This window comes from Candidatus Zixiibacteriota bacterium (assembly GCA_034003725.1).
Classification (GTDB): Bacteria; Zixibacteria; MSB-5A5; order GN15; family FEB-12; genus WJMS01.
On record JAVEYB010000001.1, the window covers coordinates 687,679 to 703,736 of the forward strand.

15 protein-coding genes are annotated in these 16,058 nt (G+C 57.9%); 5 read left to right on the forward strand and 10 right to left on the reverse strand.

Features of this window, described 5'->3' with window-relative positions:
- Positions 1-13 precede the first annotated feature (13 nt).
- The 5 genes from nosD to RBT76_02915 all read left to right on the forward strand — a co-directional run bounded on the left by nosD (position 14) and on the right by RBT76_02915 (position 6,238).
- Positions 14-1,291, forward strand: coding sequence for a nitrous oxide reductase family maturation protein NosD (gene nosD, locus RBT76_02895; GenBank protein MDX9856717.1), 1,278 nt, complete (start codon positions 14-16; stop codon positions 1,289-1,291).
- Positions 1,288-1,998, forward strand: coding sequence for an ABC transporter ATP-binding protein (locus tag RBT76_02900; GenBank protein ID MDX9856718.1), 711 nt, complete (start codon positions 1,288-1,290; stop codon positions 1,996-1,998). The genes nosD and RBT76_02900 overlap by 4 nt, the downstream gene beginning before the upstream one ends.
- Positions 1,995-2,786 (forward strand): ABC transporter permease, encoded by a 792-nt coding sequence (locus RBT76_02905; GenBank protein ID MDX9856719.1) that lies wholly within the window; start codon positions 1,995-1,997, stop codon positions 2,784-2,786. Before RBT76_02900 ends, RBT76_02905 begins: the two co-directional genes overlap by 4 nt.
- 62 nt (positions 2,787-2,848) lie before the next feature.
- Complete coding sequence (locus RBT76_02910) at positions 2,849-4,741, forward strand: hypothetical protein (GenBank protein ID MDX9856720.1); 1,893 nt, start codon at positions 2,849-2,851, stop codon at positions 4,739-4,741.
- A 21-nt stretch (positions 4,742-4,762) separates the two neighbouring features.
- Positions 4,763-6,238: a cbb3-type cytochrome c oxidase subunit I gene (locus RBT76_02915; GenBank protein ID MDX9856721.1), complete on the forward strand. Its 1,476-nt coding sequence runs from the start codon at positions 4,763-4,765 to the stop codon at positions 6,236-6,238.
- Positions 6,239-6,257: 19 nt separating this feature from the next.
- On the opposite strand, the gene RBT76_02920 is transcribed toward RBT76_02915, so the two are convergent.
- From RBT76_02920 to RBT76_02965, 10 genes are all read right to left on the reverse strand, one after another.
- Positions 6,258-6,797: a DUF1858 domain-containing protein gene (locus RBT76_02920; protein MDX9856722.1), complete on the reverse strand. Its 540-nt coding sequence runs from the start codon at positions 6,795-6,797 to the stop codon at positions 6,258-6,260.
- Between the two features lie 8 nt (positions 6,798-6,805).
- The gene (locus tag RBT76_02925; GenBank protein MDX9856723.1) at positions 6,806-8,038 is read right to left on the reverse strand and encodes a DUF438 domain-containing protein; all 1,233 of its coding nucleotides are present in this window, start codon (positions 8,036-8,038) and stop codon (positions 6,806-6,808) included.
- A 308-nt stretch (positions 8,039-8,346) separates the two neighbouring features.
- On the reverse strand, positions 8,347-8,865 hold the full coding sequence (locus RBT76_02930; GenBank protein ID MDX9856724.1) for a sigma 54-interacting transcriptional regulator: 519 nt from the start codon (positions 8,863-8,865) through the stop codon (positions 8,347-8,349).
- Positions 8,866-8,904: 39 nt separating this feature from the next.
- Positions 8,905-9,471, reverse strand: coding sequence for a hypothetical protein (locus tag RBT76_02935; GenBank protein ID MDX9856725.1), 567 nt, complete (start codon positions 9,469-9,471; stop codon positions 8,905-8,907).
- Between the two features lie 101 nt (positions 9,472-9,572).
- Complete coding sequence (locus RBT76_02940; GenBank protein ID MDX9856726.1) at positions 9,573-10,058, reverse strand: hypothetical protein; 486 nt, start codon at positions 10,056-10,058, stop codon at positions 9,573-9,575.
- 66 nt (positions 10,059-10,124) lie between these two features.
- Entirely contained in the window at positions 10,125-10,871 is a 747-nt protein-coding gene (locus RBT76_02945; protein ID MDX9856727.1) for a hypothetical protein, read from the reverse strand.
- A 340-nt stretch (positions 10,872-11,211) separates the two neighbouring features.
- Positions 11,212-11,901, reverse strand: coding sequence for an aquaporin Z (gene aqpZ, locus RBT76_02950; GenBank protein MDX9856728.1), 690 nt, complete (start codon positions 11,899-11,901; stop codon positions 11,212-11,214).
- A gap of 495 nt (positions 11,902-12,396) precedes the next feature.
- Complete coding sequence (locus RBT76_02955; protein MDX9856729.1) at positions 12,397-12,684, reverse strand: hypothetical protein; 288 nt, start codon at positions 12,682-12,684, stop codon at positions 12,397-12,399.
- 267 nt (positions 12,685-12,951) lie between these two features.
- The gene (locus RBT76_02960) at positions 12,952-14,415 is read right to left on the reverse strand and encodes a DUF853 family protein (protein ID MDX9856730.1); all 1,464 of its coding nucleotides are present in this window, start codon (positions 14,413-14,415) and stop codon (positions 12,952-12,954) included.
- Positions 14,416-14,587: 172 nt separating this feature from the next.
- Positions 14,588-15,736, reverse strand: coding sequence for a glycosyltransferase family 4 protein (locus tag RBT76_02965; GenBank protein ID MDX9856731.1), 1,149 nt, complete (start codon positions 15,734-15,736; stop codon positions 14,588-14,590).
- Positions 15,737-16,058 lie beyond the last annotated feature (322 nt).

The following is a 16,058-nucleotide window of genomic DNA, read 5'->3' on the forward strand; positions in this document are numbered from 1 at the left end:
TGGGAGTAGTTCAGTGGGTCTTGGTCACTTCTCTCATACGTGGACCGGGCGGCTGTTTCCGACAGTCGCCATAACGTGCGCACTCTTTTTCGTGAGCAACTTTGCGGTGGCAGCACGGGTTTTGCCGGTGCGCACGGGCGGTACATATTCGACCATTGCAGACGCGGTTTCGGCAGCCAGGACCGACGACACGGTTCTCGTGACGACCGGCGTTCATACCGCGCCTAATCTAACGATCGACAAGTCTATCGCACTGATCGGCGAGGAAGGCGCCATAGTAGACGCGCAATCCATCGGCCCGATGTTCACCGTCACGGCGGCGAATGTCACGATCCGCAATCTCCGACTCATTAATGTTCCGACCGCGTTTACGGCAGAACACGCGGCAATACTGCTTGAAGGCGTTGAACACGCGATGATTGCGGACAACCGGATTGAGAACTGCTTCTTCGGCGTTTACGCGGCCAATTCTCAGGCCTGTGTGATCCGCGACAACGTCATTGAAGGTCGTCAGGCTCGTCTCACATCGGCCGGCAATGGCATTCACCTGTGGTACTGCCGAGACATCACGATTACAGGGAACGTCGTCACCGGCCATCGGGACGGTATCTACATGGAGTTCGTCCGATCGAGCACCGTTGACAGCAACGTATGCCGTAACAACCTCCGATACGGGCTGCATTACATGTTTTCCGACAGCAGCCGATACGCGGACAATCATTTTGCGAGCAACGGCGCGGGAGTGGCGGTCATGTACACTAGTAATGTCTTGATGCAAGGCAACACATTCGAAAGGAGTTGGGGCGGCGCGTCTTACGGAGTCCTGCTGAAGGATATCAGGGACAGCCGTATTATCGGCAACATGTTTCTCAGTAATTCGATCGGTTTGCATATTGAGGGCTCCGACCGGGTTTACATTGCCCGCAACCTATTCAAGCAGAACGGCTGGGCGATAAAACTGATGGCGAACTGCCTCGACAACACCATTACCGTAAACGACTTTCTGGACAACTCCTTCTCCGTAGCGACGAATAGCCGTCAGAACCACAGCACGTTCGACGGCAATTACTGGAGTGATTATGCCGGGATCGATCTTGACCGCAACGGATACGGCGATTTGCCTTTTCGTCCTGTCAGCCTCTTCTCTCTTCTGGTCGAGTCGCACCCGCCGTCATTGGTGCTTCTGCGCAGCGCTCTCATAGGAGTACTTGACCTGGCGGAGCGTGCGCTGCCCTCACTTACCCCGGCAACGTTGATTGACAGCAACCCATCGATGAGACCGAATTTATGATCGAAGTCCGAAAACTCACCAAGCGGTTCCGTAAGTTCAACGCCCTGAACGACGTTTCGTTCTGTCTGCGGCGGGGCCGATGCACCGGCATTATCGGGCCGAACGGTTCCGGCAAATCCACGCTGATAAAGTGTCTGCTGGGGCTGGTCCGCCCCACTGACGGCGTTATCCTGGTGGACGATCGCCTTGCGGACCGGGCCGGCGTTTATCGCCGCCGAATCGGGTACATGCCTCAGGTCGCAACGTTCCCGCAGGATCTCACCGGCCGAGAGGTGATTGAGCTAGTGGTTCGACTGCGGTCGGAACGGCCGGATCACCTTTCATATCTTTTGGACTTGTTCGATCTGCACACCCAGATGGACAAGCGCATTCGCACTCTTTCGGGGGGGACACGCCAGAAACTGAGCGCCGTTGTCGCCGCCATGTACGACCCGGAGCTGCTGATTCTCGATGAGCCGACAGCGGGATTGGATCCTTCGACGTGTCGTCAGTTCAAGGAGTACCTTCTCGAGCGAAAGTCGGCGGGACGTTCGATCCTCATTACGACTCATATCATCAGCGACCTCGATGAGATGGCCGACGATATCGTGCTCCTGCTGGACGGCGCCGTACACTATGCCGGGTCGGTTCGCGACTTGAAACTGGCCACCGACAGTCTGCATCTCGAATCGGCGGTGGCGCATATTCTTGAACGGGGGGCTGCATGAACGCGACCCGTCACGTGATCGGATTCGTCGTGAAGGACATTCTCCGGAGCCGATGGAGCATCATGAACATGGTATTCTATGCGGCGACAACCAGCGGCTTGTTCTATCTGCAGGCGGACGCTACCAAAGTGGCGATCAGCCTCGCCAGTCTCAGCCTTGTGTTTGTCCCGCTGGTCAGCCTGCTTTTCACGTCGATGTATTTCTACAATTCGCGTAGTTTCGTCGAACTCATTCTTACTCAGCCGGTCAGCCGGCTCACGGTGTTCGTCGGCCTGTATGCGGGGATAATTGTTTCGCTGGTGGCGGGGCTGGTGGTGGGAGTTTTCGTTCCCTATGCCGCGTTCGGGTCGTTCAATTCGACCGACGTCGGTGCGCTGACTGCCGTGATGGTAATCGGCGTTTCTTTGAGCGCCGTGTTCGTCGGGCTCGCGTTCCTGACCGCCATTCGGTTCGACGACCGTGGAAAAGGGCTAGCAGTCGTTCTCGGCGTGTGGCTGGTGGCCGCTATCGTGTACGACGGTCTTGTCCTCGCCGCCGCAACCGCATTCTCGCATTACCCGCTCGAGACACCGTTGCTTGCAGCGTCTCTTGCGAATCCGGTGGACCTCGCCCGTGTCGTGTTCCTTGTCCACTCGGACATGGCAGCGTTGATGGGTTATACCGGGGCAGTGTTCGTCCGTTTCTTCGATCAGACCGCCGGTCTGGCGCTAGCGGCCGCATCGATGCTGGTATGGACGGTCGCGCCGCTGTTATTCGGTCTTTGCAGGTTCAGGGCGAAGGACTTCTAGTACAAGTCCGATTTCACGATAGATTACACCTGACACATCACCTTCCGGGAGGTAGATGACTTATGGCTATGTTTCGATCACTGCTGGTCGCCGCTTTCTGTGTGTACGGCATGGTTTCGCCGTTAGAGGCACGCAGTGCGGCATCGGACTCGACAGGCGCTGACGCCGATACACTTGATGTCGTACTGTCTACGACAATAGTGGTATCCGGTACGCGCCTGCAGCGCGACAGCACGGAATTCCCGTTCGAAAAGAACCGCTTCGCCGACCTTCTGCAAACGAGAGGCTTCGGGCTGATCCAGAAGGGCGTGTATTTTGCGCAGGACGTGTACGCCGACGGGTTCAAACGAAGCGATATCAACATCGTGATTGACGGCGAGCGGTATCATAACGCCTGCCCCAACCGGATGGATAATCCGCTGGCACGCGTCAATCCGCTCGAAATGGGCAGCATCGTCCTTGAGAAAACCTCGGCCCACGACAAGCCGGGACTCGGGGGGACCGTGTCCTACCATCGGGATCTACCTGACGCCGCGGAGCGTATCCGCTTCGGTGTATCTCACGGCTTCGGGGCCGTTCCATCACGCGACCTGGCCGTTTCCCTTGCGACCGATCGCCATCGGGTCTCCGCGCAGTATGCCGAGGGCTCCGACTATACTGACGGCGACGGGCGGGATTTTTCGGACGCGTACGGCTATGACGATAACATCACGTACCGCATGGGCGAGATTAGTGTTGCCGGACTTCGCGGCGACTGGCAGTATCGTGGCGAGGTGATGTACACCCAGGACGTGATGTTCCCGTATCTGATGATGGACGAGCGCGACGTCGTCGTGATGAGTTCGTCCTTGTCATGGCGTCGCCATCGATTCTATTTCACCCACACTTCCCACCTGATGAACAACGGGCTGCGGGAATCGATGGGCCTCATGGAGACGGATGCCCGGAACACCACACTCGGACTTACGGGTTCATTCTACGAGGTGGTGGCCAGATTCTGGAACGCCGACAATCTGATCGCCATGCCGTCGGTTCGTATGACAAACCACATCGTACCCGACCTTCGCACGTTCAGCGGCGCGTTATGGAGGCGGGTGTCGAAGGGCGACTTGCTTGCCTGGGGCAGACTTGGGGTAAGCCAGACTGTTCTCGGCGACAAAAGCCAGCTCTCTTTCTATTCTCAGCTGTTCGCCGATGCGGCCGATAAGCGGGCATATCCGACCTACGCTGCGGGCGCAGGGTACCGACGCAGTGTGATGGGGAGGGCGACCGCCGGCGGTTCGGTTGATGTTATTTCGGAGCCGCCGTCACCGGAACAGCTTTACCTGGCCTATCGAGCGCCCATGGGACATGCCTGGTGGGCGGGAAACCCGGAACTCAAGGCGCCGGTCCGCGCGACGGTTCGTGCGGATTTCGCGACCTCGGGCCTTCGGGCCGAGCTTTCCGGTGCACGGGTGTGGAACTATGTTGAGCAGGTGCGGATGTCTGCAGGCGGACGCGCCTATCGCTCATATCAAAACGTAGACGCGGTCCTGTTCTCAATCGCACTCAGCGGTTCGTGGAGATACCTTGACTTTAATGCCGCGTACACCCGCGGGACCAACACCGGAAGCGACTCGGCACTGGTCGAGATCGCGCCATTGGCGGTAGTGTCCCGTATCAAGCTTCCCGTCTCTCATTCGGCGGAAGTGTTCGTACGCCACACGTACAACGACGCACAGTCACGTATCGATGAGTCACTCGGTGAGACGCCCACACCGTCGTGGCATCGGTTCGATCTTGGAGCCGGCGTTCGTCTCGGCGCAGCGGTGCTTTCCGTGGAGGTACGGAATCTCAGCGATGAATTGTACCATCAACATCTCTCCTACTCGCGAAGCCCCTACGCCTCGGGTAGCCGGTTGTATGAACCGGGGCGTTCCGTATCGCTCAGTCTTTTGATGGATGTGGGAGATTAGCTCCAGCATAAGGGCCTCAATATGTGGAAACTTTCACGCCTGTTCGGCGAATCGCTCAAGGAGACAGGACCACGCATAACGCGTCTGTACGCGGTCACAATCGGGGGGCTGGCGGTCGTCGGCCTCCTCGCGGCGGCGGCGTTGCTGCTGGAACTCGCACAACCGACCCCCTGGTTGCTTAACCCCGTGCAGTTCGGTTCGCTTCTCACCCTGCATGGGATCATCATGGTCTTTCTGGTGACGGTCCACCTCTTCCCTGCAGTCCTGGGAACGGCCTTCATACCGAAGGCTGTGGGTGCGTCGAAACTCGCTATGCCGCGTGCGAACCTGTTCGGCTGGCTGCTGTTTACTCTTGGTTCTGTGGCCGTAGTATGCGGAGCGCAGTTCGGCAGGCACCAGGGCGGGTGGAAAATGACACTGCCGCCCGATGTCGGCGCCGAACCGGCTTTTGTCGTTCTCGTCGCCGGTCTGGGTGCGACCGCGCTCGCGAGTCTTATCGTGAATCTGTCGCTCGTGGCCACGGTCTTCGCCGGAAAGCACCGCAGCATCTCTCTGTCGGCAGTCCCATTGTCCGCGTGGTTCTTCGTGTTTGGCTCGCTGATGCAACTCGTCGTGGTGCCAGCCCGATTCTGGTTCCTCGCGGCGCGACTGCCCGGAGTCGATGAGGCACTTATCAATCCGATTGCCGGGATTGAGCCGTCCGTGTTGCTTCGGCACCTGTTCTGGATCTACGCAAACCCGGCGATTCTGTCGGTACTGCTACCCGCGATCGGGGTCGCGTGTGCAATAATCGAAGGAGACCGGTCCCGGGTGCGGCTGCCTCGGCGGAGTCTTCTTGCCGGCGGCATAGCGTTGAGTCTTCTCGGGCTTGTCTCCTGGGGTCAACACCTGCTGACGGCGTTCGATCCCGGGTTTGTGGCCGTTTCGGGAAGCCTGTACGGTCTGCTCACGATTGTTCCAGCGACGCTTATCTTCTTTGTACTGCTTCGACACTGGCTGCCCGGCGGACCATACCCCTCCGTCCCAAATCTCGCACTGTTCGGCCAGATATCGACGTTCGCGGTTCTCGTCCTCAGCGGCGTCGCGCTGGCGGTCCCGGCGACCGGAGTGCATCTGCACAATACCTATACAACCGTTGCGCATCTTCACTTCGGAGTGATTGGTATCGGAGTGATGGGGTTCGTCGCAGGTGCAGCGCATTTTCGATCGAGGACCGCACAGCAACTAAGCAAAACGCCGATTCTCGGTATGATCCTGGGCCTTCATGCAACATTCATTCCACTCATTCTGATTGGCTTGGGAGGGGCCCCTCGTGCATACCAGAACTATGCGCCCGGTGCACATTCCAGTCATATTATCGCGGCAATCGGTGGACTGGTATTGATTGTCTCAGTGATTGGATGGCTGGTAGATGTATGGCGCACCGGACGCCGGACCGCAGTTCCGGCCATCGTTTCATCGCAGGATCGGGTGGGAGATTACGCCGCTGAAGTGTAGTCCGACGCCGGACCTGTGGCTATCCACGCATGAAGTACGTCCGGAAGTCGTCGGCAGCTTGTTTCGTCGTCCACACCTGATAGCCCCGCTTTTGTGCCGTGTCAATCAACGGTGCAGGCTCGAACGGCGTGATCAGTTCGAGAATCTGTTCACCGGAGAGGCGGCGGAGAGTCTGCATTACCATACCGAGAGGCTGTTCGCCGGCATCGATCATAGGTCGGGCGTCGATCGTCTCCGTCACTCGCGAGCGGTCCAACCAATCCGGACTAGTCGGCGATGTGTCGGCAGCTGCGCCGCCGGCCGAGGCCCCGGATTCGTACTCGGGCTGGCCGACCGCCTGACGAAGCCGCCGCACCAGGTCCGCTATCGGCACATTGCCGACTCGCGCCGCCTGAGACAGGCTGGTCACACGCGCGACCGTACGACGGAGAACCGGGTTACGGAGTTTCTTGAACGGCGGTGCGATCTCTATGAGAACCGCCTCCAGCTCAGGAAAGGCATCGAGCAGCTCGGCGACTTTCGTCTGCGGTGATATCAGTATTTTCTGCCGGTCGCTCATGCAGGCGCCTATTCGTACGATAAAAGTCGTTTCTGTCCGCTGAGGGCTCGCTTGGCGGTCAAATCCTGGCTCACCTCGAGCGTCCCCAGATAAGTCCCGTTTTCATCGCGCACGGCGAAGTACTCGATATGGATGAATCTGCCATGCAACTCGATCCAGAACGGCGCTTGATTCGCACGGCCCGCCTTGAAATCGTCGAGAATCTTCTGCACGATGTGGACGCTTGCCGGCGGATGGCACATCTGGACTTTGCGGCCGATGATCGCCCGGTTGCGTTCGAAGATTCGTTCGCGCCCCTGTGTGAAGTACTTCACCGTGTCGTCTGCACCCACAAAGGTCAGATCGAACGGAATCGTATTCAGTATCGTTTGAATTTCGAGCGGGCTCAGGCTCCCGCTCGGAAATTGCAGACGCTCGTCGGTGGCTGTCGATCCGGTATCCTCCAGTTCAAACTTCGAGGGCTGCCATCGGTCGACCGGATCGTAGATACAGAAACCGATTTGGGGGCTCTGTCGGTAAATCTCATACCATTCAGTCTCGGTCAACTTGTCGAGACACATCGGAAAGAGGATTTCCTCCTCTTTGAAGATCATCTCTTTGATGGCTTCCGTGGCCGGCCGCAGGACCAGTTCGACAACACTCCGAGCATCGTCCGCCGAGACCGATCCCTGGTACTGCAGCGCTTCAATAGCCCCCTTGACCGCTGTCCGCACTTCGTCGTCTTTTCCCCACATCACGGTAGGCGGCCCGGTGATTCCCTTGGCTTCGAGGTAGGGGAAGACGAGGTTTTCCTTGCGGCTGTAGTGTTTGCCGACATCGGCCAGCCGGCTGAACCGAAGACGTAATTGACCGAGTATCTCAGTGGCATCGGCATCATCCGAGAGTGTTGCGAGTTCGGCGAACTGTTTGTCTGCCAGCTCCAGTTCGCCGATCAATGCCTTGTTCTCCTGACGGAAGGTGTGTACGGGATGACCGGGCGGAACGGATTTGGCGGCGGATGTATCGAGGGCGCCTTTCATCGCAGCGGAATGCAGGTCGCACAGTTTCATGATCTCTTCGGCGGGAACGCCGTCCTGAATCAATTCCTGCTCAACCGCAACCACTTCGTCGTACGGCACGCGCCCCAACAGCCGAAACAACTGCGGTTTAACATCCTCCGGCGCTGATCCCTCGTGAAGTTGAAGGATCAGGTGTTTGAGGACGGCGCGTCGTGCTTTCGCATTGTCTATCAATTCGCTCATATGGGCCTCTTTCTTACGTGTCGCAGCGTGTATTATGCGGCGGTCCGGCGGGTTGGACTGCCGTGCCGATTATTGAAGTATTGCTGATTACTAATAGGCCCTGCCTTGACAAAAGTCAAACGGTGAGTATAGCGTAACAGCATTCAGCCCCTTTGAATACTTTGCAGGACAGAACGACAGGATCAGGATGCAGGCCGGGTTGAAAAGTACGGATTGTGCAGAAGAACCGAAGGGCCTCATTCCGTGCGGTCGGTAAGGTTGAATTCTTTCATCAGCCTTTAGAGATGAGTACGATTCATTCCCAGAATTCATGCCACATCCTGAACTTTTACATCGGCACGATTGAGCGGCTTTATGATGCACTGGAGTCGTGAATCCTGCGTCATTTCGTTCAGCGTTTGAAGCTCACTGTTGCCGGGGCAACCGTACGGCTCGCCGAGGGGCGGTATGGTGATCTTCATCACGTTGAGTCGGTAGTAGAGATCCTCGCGGAACTTGCGCTCGAGGACCAGGCCGGGAAGGTTGTGGTTGCTTGCGGCAATGATGCGGACGTCGGCGGGCGGCGTCTCGCTATCGCCCACCCTGCGGTACTGCCGCTCCTGCGGGAGACCAAGCAGTTTTTTCTGCAGATTAAGCGAAGCGCTGGAGATCTCATCCAGAAACAACGTGCCGCCTTCCACATCCCTCACGAGACTGCCGATGTCGCATGTTGACAACTCGGATCGGGCGATCCTTTCATACCGAAGGATCTTCGTTGCCGTTTCCGCGGTGGAGTCGATTTGTTCCTTCAGGTTTACGAGGTAGTGAGTGAATACGTCTCCGGGCAGGCCGTCGGTTCGGGATCGGCGATCCTCATCCGTGTTGTCCTATGTGATGCGGGCGGTCGCCATGCTCCCCTTCAGCCTGTGAACCCAGGGTTGTGCCGCCTCACCGAAAACCGCTTTTCGCTCCCAGCGTGTCTTCTCACCGATATCTTCAATCAGAACGATCGTACCGTCCACCATGCGGTCATGGTTGAACCGCGGACAGGCCGTTATCTCAAGCAAGATAGGTCCGCGGCCGTCGTTTTCAAACTCGGCGCGCTGTTGCGTTGGATACTCGGGTGAAGTATGGGCAACCATGACCGCCTCGAGAATTGCGGGCTGGTTGGGGGCATCGTACACCTCAAAGGATTCCGGGCCGATACAATCAGGTACCTCGAATACCCACACCGCGGAGTCCCCCGCAACATCCCATGCAACGAGTGCCCGCTGGAAGGCGCTGTCAGTCTTCGCGGACCGGCTGAACAGGACCTCCCGCCGACCGTCGGCTGTATTGTCGATGCCGGCCAGAGCGTTAACGTGGATCGCGTCCCAACCGGGGGTCAGACGACGGGGATCACCGACAGCCGCTGGAATGATGGTGGCAAAGGTGACGCAGCTGTCACCTGTCACAGCTATCTCAAGAAGCTGACCGACTTTCAGAGTAATTCAGAAAAAAAAGATCGGCCGGTAGATCCGGCCGATCGCAGATACTGCAGAGCTGTTGACGGGCATCACCGTCCGAACGTCCAACCGACTGTAGCTTTAAAATCCGGCGCGTCGGCCAGGCCGAGTTTTCCCTCGATAAAGAAGTGTCCGGACTGGCTGCCGGTTGATCCTTTACCGATTCCAAACTGAAGGTACGCGGCAAACTCAGTCGCATCGCCCCCGCCTTCGTGCGAATAGAACACCGGGCCCAGTCCTCCCCCCAAATACGGCGTCCATGCGCCCCAGTCGGAGTGAAAGCGGTAGTCGACTTCAAACGACGGTGCAATGACGGTCAAATCATCGCCAAAACCAATCTCCACATTGGGCAGAATCATGAAGTCCGTGGCGATGTCACCGACATCAATGTGTCCGCCGACGTGAATCTGATCGGGGTTGACCGTGAATCCGACTCTCGGACCAAACCCGTACAGACCAAGATCACGTTTGTTCGCATACGTTGATGCACCTATCAGCAGGCTGCCGGCCAATACGACGATCATGATGTTTTTCACAATGTACTCCCTTGGTCAAGTGCTCTTGAAACTCATGAAGGACATCAACCTGCGTGGCAGGCCACGTCATTTAATCTCGATTCTGATCGGCTCGCGGGAGAAGAAGACAATCTCGGAACCAACCCCGTAGAAGATGTCTTTCTTTCCGGTCGCGGCAGCCACTCCCGTTCCGACAGCGGCGCCGGCAGCGGCCCCGATCTCGGTACTTCCCTTCTTGTCGATCACCTTGCCGATAATACCGCCGACAATCGCGCCGCCGCCAATCATGGCGACTTCCCTGTCGGTGTGCGAACCCATCTTCTCCACGATCAGGTCAGTGGGAACATCGATCCAGTTGCCTTTCGAATCCTGAATCGCGGATACGTGAAAGTGCAGTTCGGCGGGCGTTTTGAGTCGGCCGGATTCAACAACCGAGTCAAGCACTCCCATGACCGGCGAGCCGACATCAAACAGCGTACGACCGTCGACCAAGATGGCTTGAGACAGAGTAGCGCGGAATTGCTGCCCGGAGAGGTGTGTATCGGTATCAATCGAATCGACCAGTGTGACGGCGACAGCAGTGCTTTCCGGCATGACGACGAACACGGGCGCCTTTGGTTTCGGAGTAGTCGTCTGGCCGGATTGACCTCCGGAGGGTGGAGTCGTCTGCTGGGCGGCCTGCTGAGACGTCTCTTCAGTAAGTGTCTGCTCGGTCGGCTGTTCCGCCAGCGAGTCGACCTGGACATCGGTTTGCTGTTCGCTTGTGTCACCGCCGCAGGACACAAGAAAGAGTCCCAGCGAACCCACGAGAAGTAGTTTGATGAATGTGTGCATGTTTACTCCTTGTAGCAGTCTTTTTCCGAATCGGGATATGGGCAGTCCTTTTAGTTACAATCTCTTGGTGCGAGGTGAGCATTCATGGCTCTGACACACCGAATCGCCTGGTCGAGGCTCTATGAATACTGATAACATGCAAGCCGGCCAAAGTTCCGTCATTCTCGAGTGCAGTAACTCAGTCGATCCAGATATCACACAGTCGGGTTCGGCAATACAGCCCGATGTACAAAGTATAACGCTCGCTGGAGTGCGGGTCAACATGGTGTTGTGATGCCGCCGGACCAGCGGGTTGCAGAAGTGATTGCCGCCGGGCGCACGATTTGACAGAACGCCGTTGTTATTTTTTTTCGCTGCCGATAAACCGGTATATCGCCGCGCCCAAAATGCCGCCTGCAATCGGAGCCACCCAGAACAGCCACAGCTGGGAAAGTGCCCATCCGCCAACGTACACGGCAACACCGGTGCTTCGTGCAGGATTCACGGACGTATTGGTTACCGGAATGCTGATGAGGTGGATCAGCGTAAGGCACAATCCGATTGCGATGGGCGCGAGTCCCTGCGGAGCCCGCTTGTCGGTGGCGCCGAGAATGACGACGAGAAACATCGCAGTCATGACAATCTCACAGACGAGGGCTGCGAAGAGACTATATCCGCCCGGTGAGTGAGCGCCGTACCCGTTGGAAGCGAAGCCGGCGGAGACGTTGAATCCGACTTGTCCGCTGGCAATGAGATACAGTATTCCGCCGGCCGCGAGACCGCCGAGCACCTGTGCCACGATATACGGAATCAGTTCCCTGGCCGGAAACCGACCACCCGCCCACAGACCAAATGACACCGCTGGATTGAGGTGACAACCGGAGATGTGCCCGATTGCGAACGCCATTGTCAAAACGGTAAGTCCGAAAGCCAGCGCAACGCCCAGCAGGCCGATTCCAACATTCGGAAACGCGGCTGCGAGCACGGCGCTGCCACAGCCACCAAGGACCAGCCAGAAGGTCCCGATAAACTCCGCACCATACTTTTTCACACTCTCCTCCTTCACACCGCGACGATTAGCGAACGGCCTCTTCACTCGGAAGCGTTGATGAGTTCCTTAGTTAGGAGAACCATTCTGGATGCAAAGTCAACACAATTGTCGGCCACCCAAGAGGGGGCCATATCGGTCCACGGCGCGTTTGATTGCGTCCGTGAGCAGGCGTTTCACCGTATTGACGTCCGCAAAAAAGGAATGGACAAGTGGAGCTCCCCGCACACCCGCACGTCCGAGCATCCAATCCAGACCCCAAATTCTCTGACAACACCGCTTAGACGCGTTGATCGTTGCGGGCCGCTCGTCCGGGATGGGGCTGCGACACCACCGGTTCGTTCTCTCAGTCGGATGTTCCCGATGCAAAAGCGAACCGGTTGGCTTGATGCCTATGGCCGCACGCAGACTTGCCGGGGCGTGCTCGGCATCTTTGCGCGCAGCCATATCAGACGGGTGAACACCTGCTCACCGCACTTGATCATTGCGGCCGGCAGCCTATTTTTTCACGAGTGCCTTTTTAATGAGACCGATAATGGCCATCAGTACACCGCCGCCAACGCCGCCGCCGGCCACACTTCCGATGATACTGCCGACATCGAGTCCGCCACCGCCCGTGCTAAGGCCGAGCAGTCCGAGCAACTGGCCGCCAATCCCGCCCCCCAGTATCCCGGCAATGGAATTGCCCACGGTGCCGAGGGAGTCCTTCTTCATAAGGGAACCGGCGATGTTTCCGCCGACAGCTCCGCTGATAAGCTGAATGATGATGGGTAACCAGGTTTCCATGACGTCTTCTTCCTCCGTTTGGAACGTTTACGAGAGTCATTTCTCCACAGAGTCGTTGTCCTGGTTAGATGTACCAAAAGTGATACACCATCGGAGGAATTTTATCGACTGTTCTCGGGAATAGCAACCTCAATTACTCTTTGCGGTCGTGAAAAGACGGATCGGATGGTCCGGTATTCGGCGCAGGGGCGTGTCGGTACGGCGCGACGATCACCAGCACAACGCGAGCGTCCATCTACTCAGCGTGTGGGCAAAGAGTTACGGGTATCAGCGGCCGCGCGACCCGAACAATGATCCCAGTACGCCACGTACCAGATGCCGTCCGAGCTGCGTCCCGGCAGCACGCGCCATGGACAGGGCAACCTTTCCGGCCGCACTCGCGGGCTGCGATGGTGCGCGGGTTCCCCGCTGCCCGCGTCCACTTCGTTTTGCCTCTTCGGGTTGAGAATCGACGTTTCTCTGGGCGCGGGCTTTAAGTTTCTCATATGCCGACTCGCGGTCGATCAGGTGTTCATACCGACCGCGAAGATCCGATTCCTGTATGATGTGAGCACGGACATCCGGCGGGATTGTTCCTATTCGGCTGCGCGGCGGATACACCAGCGCCCGCTCGACGGGCGTCGGGCTCCCCTTTTCGTCAAGCATGGAGACGAGAGCCTCTCCGGTGGCGAGTTCGCTGATGACTTTCACCACATCAACTTTCGGATTCGCACGAAATGTTTCAGCTGCGGAGCGCACGGCTTTCTGATCGCGCGGAGTGAATGCTCGAAGGGCATGCTGAAGTCTGTTGCCAAGCTGGCCGAGAACCTCATCGGGAATGTCCAGCGGGTTTTGACTGACAAAGTAGACGCCCACGCCTTTCGAGCGAATCAGGCGTACGACCAGTTCGATTTTTTCCAGCAGCACCTTTGGCGCATCATCGAAGAGAAGATGAGCTTCATCGAAGAAAAACACGAGGCGCGGTTTGTCGACATCGCCGGTTTCCGGCAACTGCTCGAATAACTCGGAGAGGAGCCACAGCAGGAACGTGGCGTACACTCGTGGCGATTGCATGAGGCGATCCGCCGAGAGGATGTTCACGTACCCCACGCCGTCGGACGTCGTGCGCAGTATGTCATCCAGGTCGAGGGCCGGCTCGCCAAGCAACTGATCTCCACCCTGCTCTTCCAGCCCGAGCAGGCTTCGTTGAATGGCTCCGACGCTGGCCGACGAGACGCTGCCGTATTCAGTCTGGAACTGCCGACTGTTATCGGCCGCAAACTGAAGCATCGCTCGGAGGTCCTTGGTGTCCAACAGAAGCAAGCCGCTGTCGTCGGCGATACGGAAAATGATGTTCAGGACGCCTGACTGCACCTCGTTCAGCCCCAGCAGGCGCGAGAGCAACAGCGGTCCCATCTCACTGACTGTCGTGCGAACGGGATGACCCTGCGCACCATACACGTCCCAGAATCGCACCGGGCATCCCTCGAACGGCAGCGAGTCGATACCGAGCACCCTGCGCCGTTCGTCGACCTTGGCGTTTCCGCCGCCGGCCTGACTGATTCCGGCGAGGTCTCCTTTCACATCGGCCATGAAGACCGGTACACCGAGTCGGCTGAACTGCTCGGCCATCACTTGCAGGGAGACGGTCTTGCCTGTCCCCGTTGCACCGGCGATCATACCGCGCCGATTTGCCATGCGCGGCAGAAGATGCAGCTCCCGCTCCGCCTTCGCAATACGTAATGGTTCCATGATCACATCCTTATCGTGCCGTATCGAGACCGTCGTACGCTGTGTTCAGGCCGGCCAGCAGCATTCTGGTTCCGGATCGCACTCCTATCGTGACAATATATCAGGTTCCAGGTTCCGAGTGTGAATGAAATCGACACCAGCTATCGGTCCGGCTATTGCGGAGCCAGCGGCGTTATTGTATTCGGCGACTCCGGCTCGACGCAACCTGATCGCCGGACGCGACAATCTGCTTCAGCTTTGATTCCAGGTTATCGAGCATCACGTCGTACCGAAAACAGCTTCGCCATCGTTCCCGGCCCGCAGCCCCCATTGTCGCGCGCCTGTCCGGGTCGCTCAGGAGCGCAAGAATTGCATCCTGCAGTGAAACCGGTTCGTGCGGCGGAACCAGCATGGCTGTTTCGCCCTCTGCCACAACCTCGGGGATGCCGCCCACCCGTGACGCCACAATGGGGAGTCCCGCACGCATACCTTCGAGGAGCACGATTCCAAACGGCTCTTCAATCGACGGGTGAACCATCATATCCGCTCCCTGCAGTTCCAGATCAAACGACTCGAGCAGACCCGCAAACACTACTCGATCGCGGCAGCCGCTCTCCTGAAGGCGCGTCTTGAGCGCGGCTTCCAGCGGACCATCACCCAGCCACAAGAAGTAGGCATTCGGACACTCTCGAACGATGCCGGGGATCGCTGTTGCCAGATAGACATGACCCTTTTGATCGACGAATCGTCCAGAGGTGACGATCACGAGAGCGTCGTCGGGCAATTGGTATTTTTTACGGAGCATCTGTCGGGCCGACGGTTGGTCCAGACGCTGATCGCAATCCGGCAGGCCGGTGTGAATCGGCGTGATCAGAGATTCCGGTATGTAGCCGGAGGCGACGATCTGCTGCTTGAGACGATACGACGGCGTGATGACTCCATCGAGCAGTCGCGGCGTCAGCAAGCGATGGACTAAATTGTTTTTCGTTTGGTCAAGTCCCGCCCTCCAGACGACTTTTACGTCACCGGTGAGTCGCGCCGCGATTCCCCCAAGACGGATATCCTTGTTGAAGTTGGCGATCACGACATCAATGTGGCTCTTCCGATAGATTCGGCGGAGCGCCGCTATTGTAACCGGATTGAAGTCGCCTGAAACAGGTAACTCGATGATCCGGAGATTGGGATGTACGTTTCGATTTCGCCTCAGATACTCCGAGCCCGGCCGTCCGGCAATGGTCACGCTGTGACCGCGTGACAGGAGGCCTCGGGCAACCATGCCGGTCCAATACTCGATACCTCCGAACACGTGTACCGGCACGGAGTTCAGAAAGAGAATATTCAATGGCTATGCCTGCTTTCCGCACCACCATGTGGTCGTTTTCACGCGACGATGCCGATGCGCAAGCAACGAGTTCCGGCGTTCACACAGAAACCGGGTGACTTCATCTTCCCGACATCTATCGCGACAAAAAAAGATACAAACGAATTCGCACAAAAGAAAGCTGCAGTATGATGATTGAGGACAGGCGGGCGTTTTGCCGGTCCGACGTAATGCGCGCCGGGAGAATCATGTCATCCCCTCCCGGCTCGTCAGCGTTTTGGTGCGTGACCTCGTCCTTCATGGACGATCGTCACCCCGTCGCCCGGTCAGTGTTCGTGGCAGT

Excerpts from the sequence above, each read along its gene's own strand:
- RBT76_02955 (MDX9856729.1), bottom strand. The coding sequence starts at position 12,684 with ATGGAAACCTGGTTACCCATCATCATTCAGCTTATCAGCGGAGCTGTC.
- RBT76_02925 (MDX9856723.1), bottom strand. The coding sequence starts at position 8,038 with ATGAGCGAATTGATAGACAATGCGAAAGCACGACGCGCCGTCCTCAAA.
- RBT76_02915 (MDX9856721.1), top strand. The coding sequence starts at position 4,763 with ATGTGGAAACTTTCACGCCTGTTCGGCGAATCGCTCAAGGAGACAGGA.
- RBT76_02920 (MDX9856722.1), bottom strand. The coding sequence starts at position 6,797 with ATGAGCGACCGGCAGAAAATACTGATATCACCGCAGACGAAAGTCGCC.
- RBT76_02960 (MDX9856730.1), bottom strand. The coding sequence starts at position 14,415 with ATGGAACCATTACGTATTGCGAAGGCGGAGCGGGAGCTGCATCTTCTG.
- RBT76_02945 (MDX9856727.1), bottom strand. The coding sequence starts at position 10,871 with ATGCACACATTCATCAAACTACTTCTCGTGGGTTCGCTGGGACTCTTT.
- RBT76_02905 (MDX9856719.1), top strand. The coding sequence starts at position 1,995 with ATGAACGCGACCCGTCACGTGATCGGATTCGTCGTGAAGGACATTCTC.
- RBT76_02910 (MDX9856720.1), top strand. The coding sequence starts at position 2,849 with ATGGCTATGTTTCGATCACTGCTGGTCGCCGCTTTCTGTGTGTACGGC.
- RBT76_02900 (MDX9856718.1), top strand. The coding sequence starts at position 1,288 with ATGATCGAAGTCCGAAAACTCACCAAGCGGTTCCGTAAGTTCAACGCC.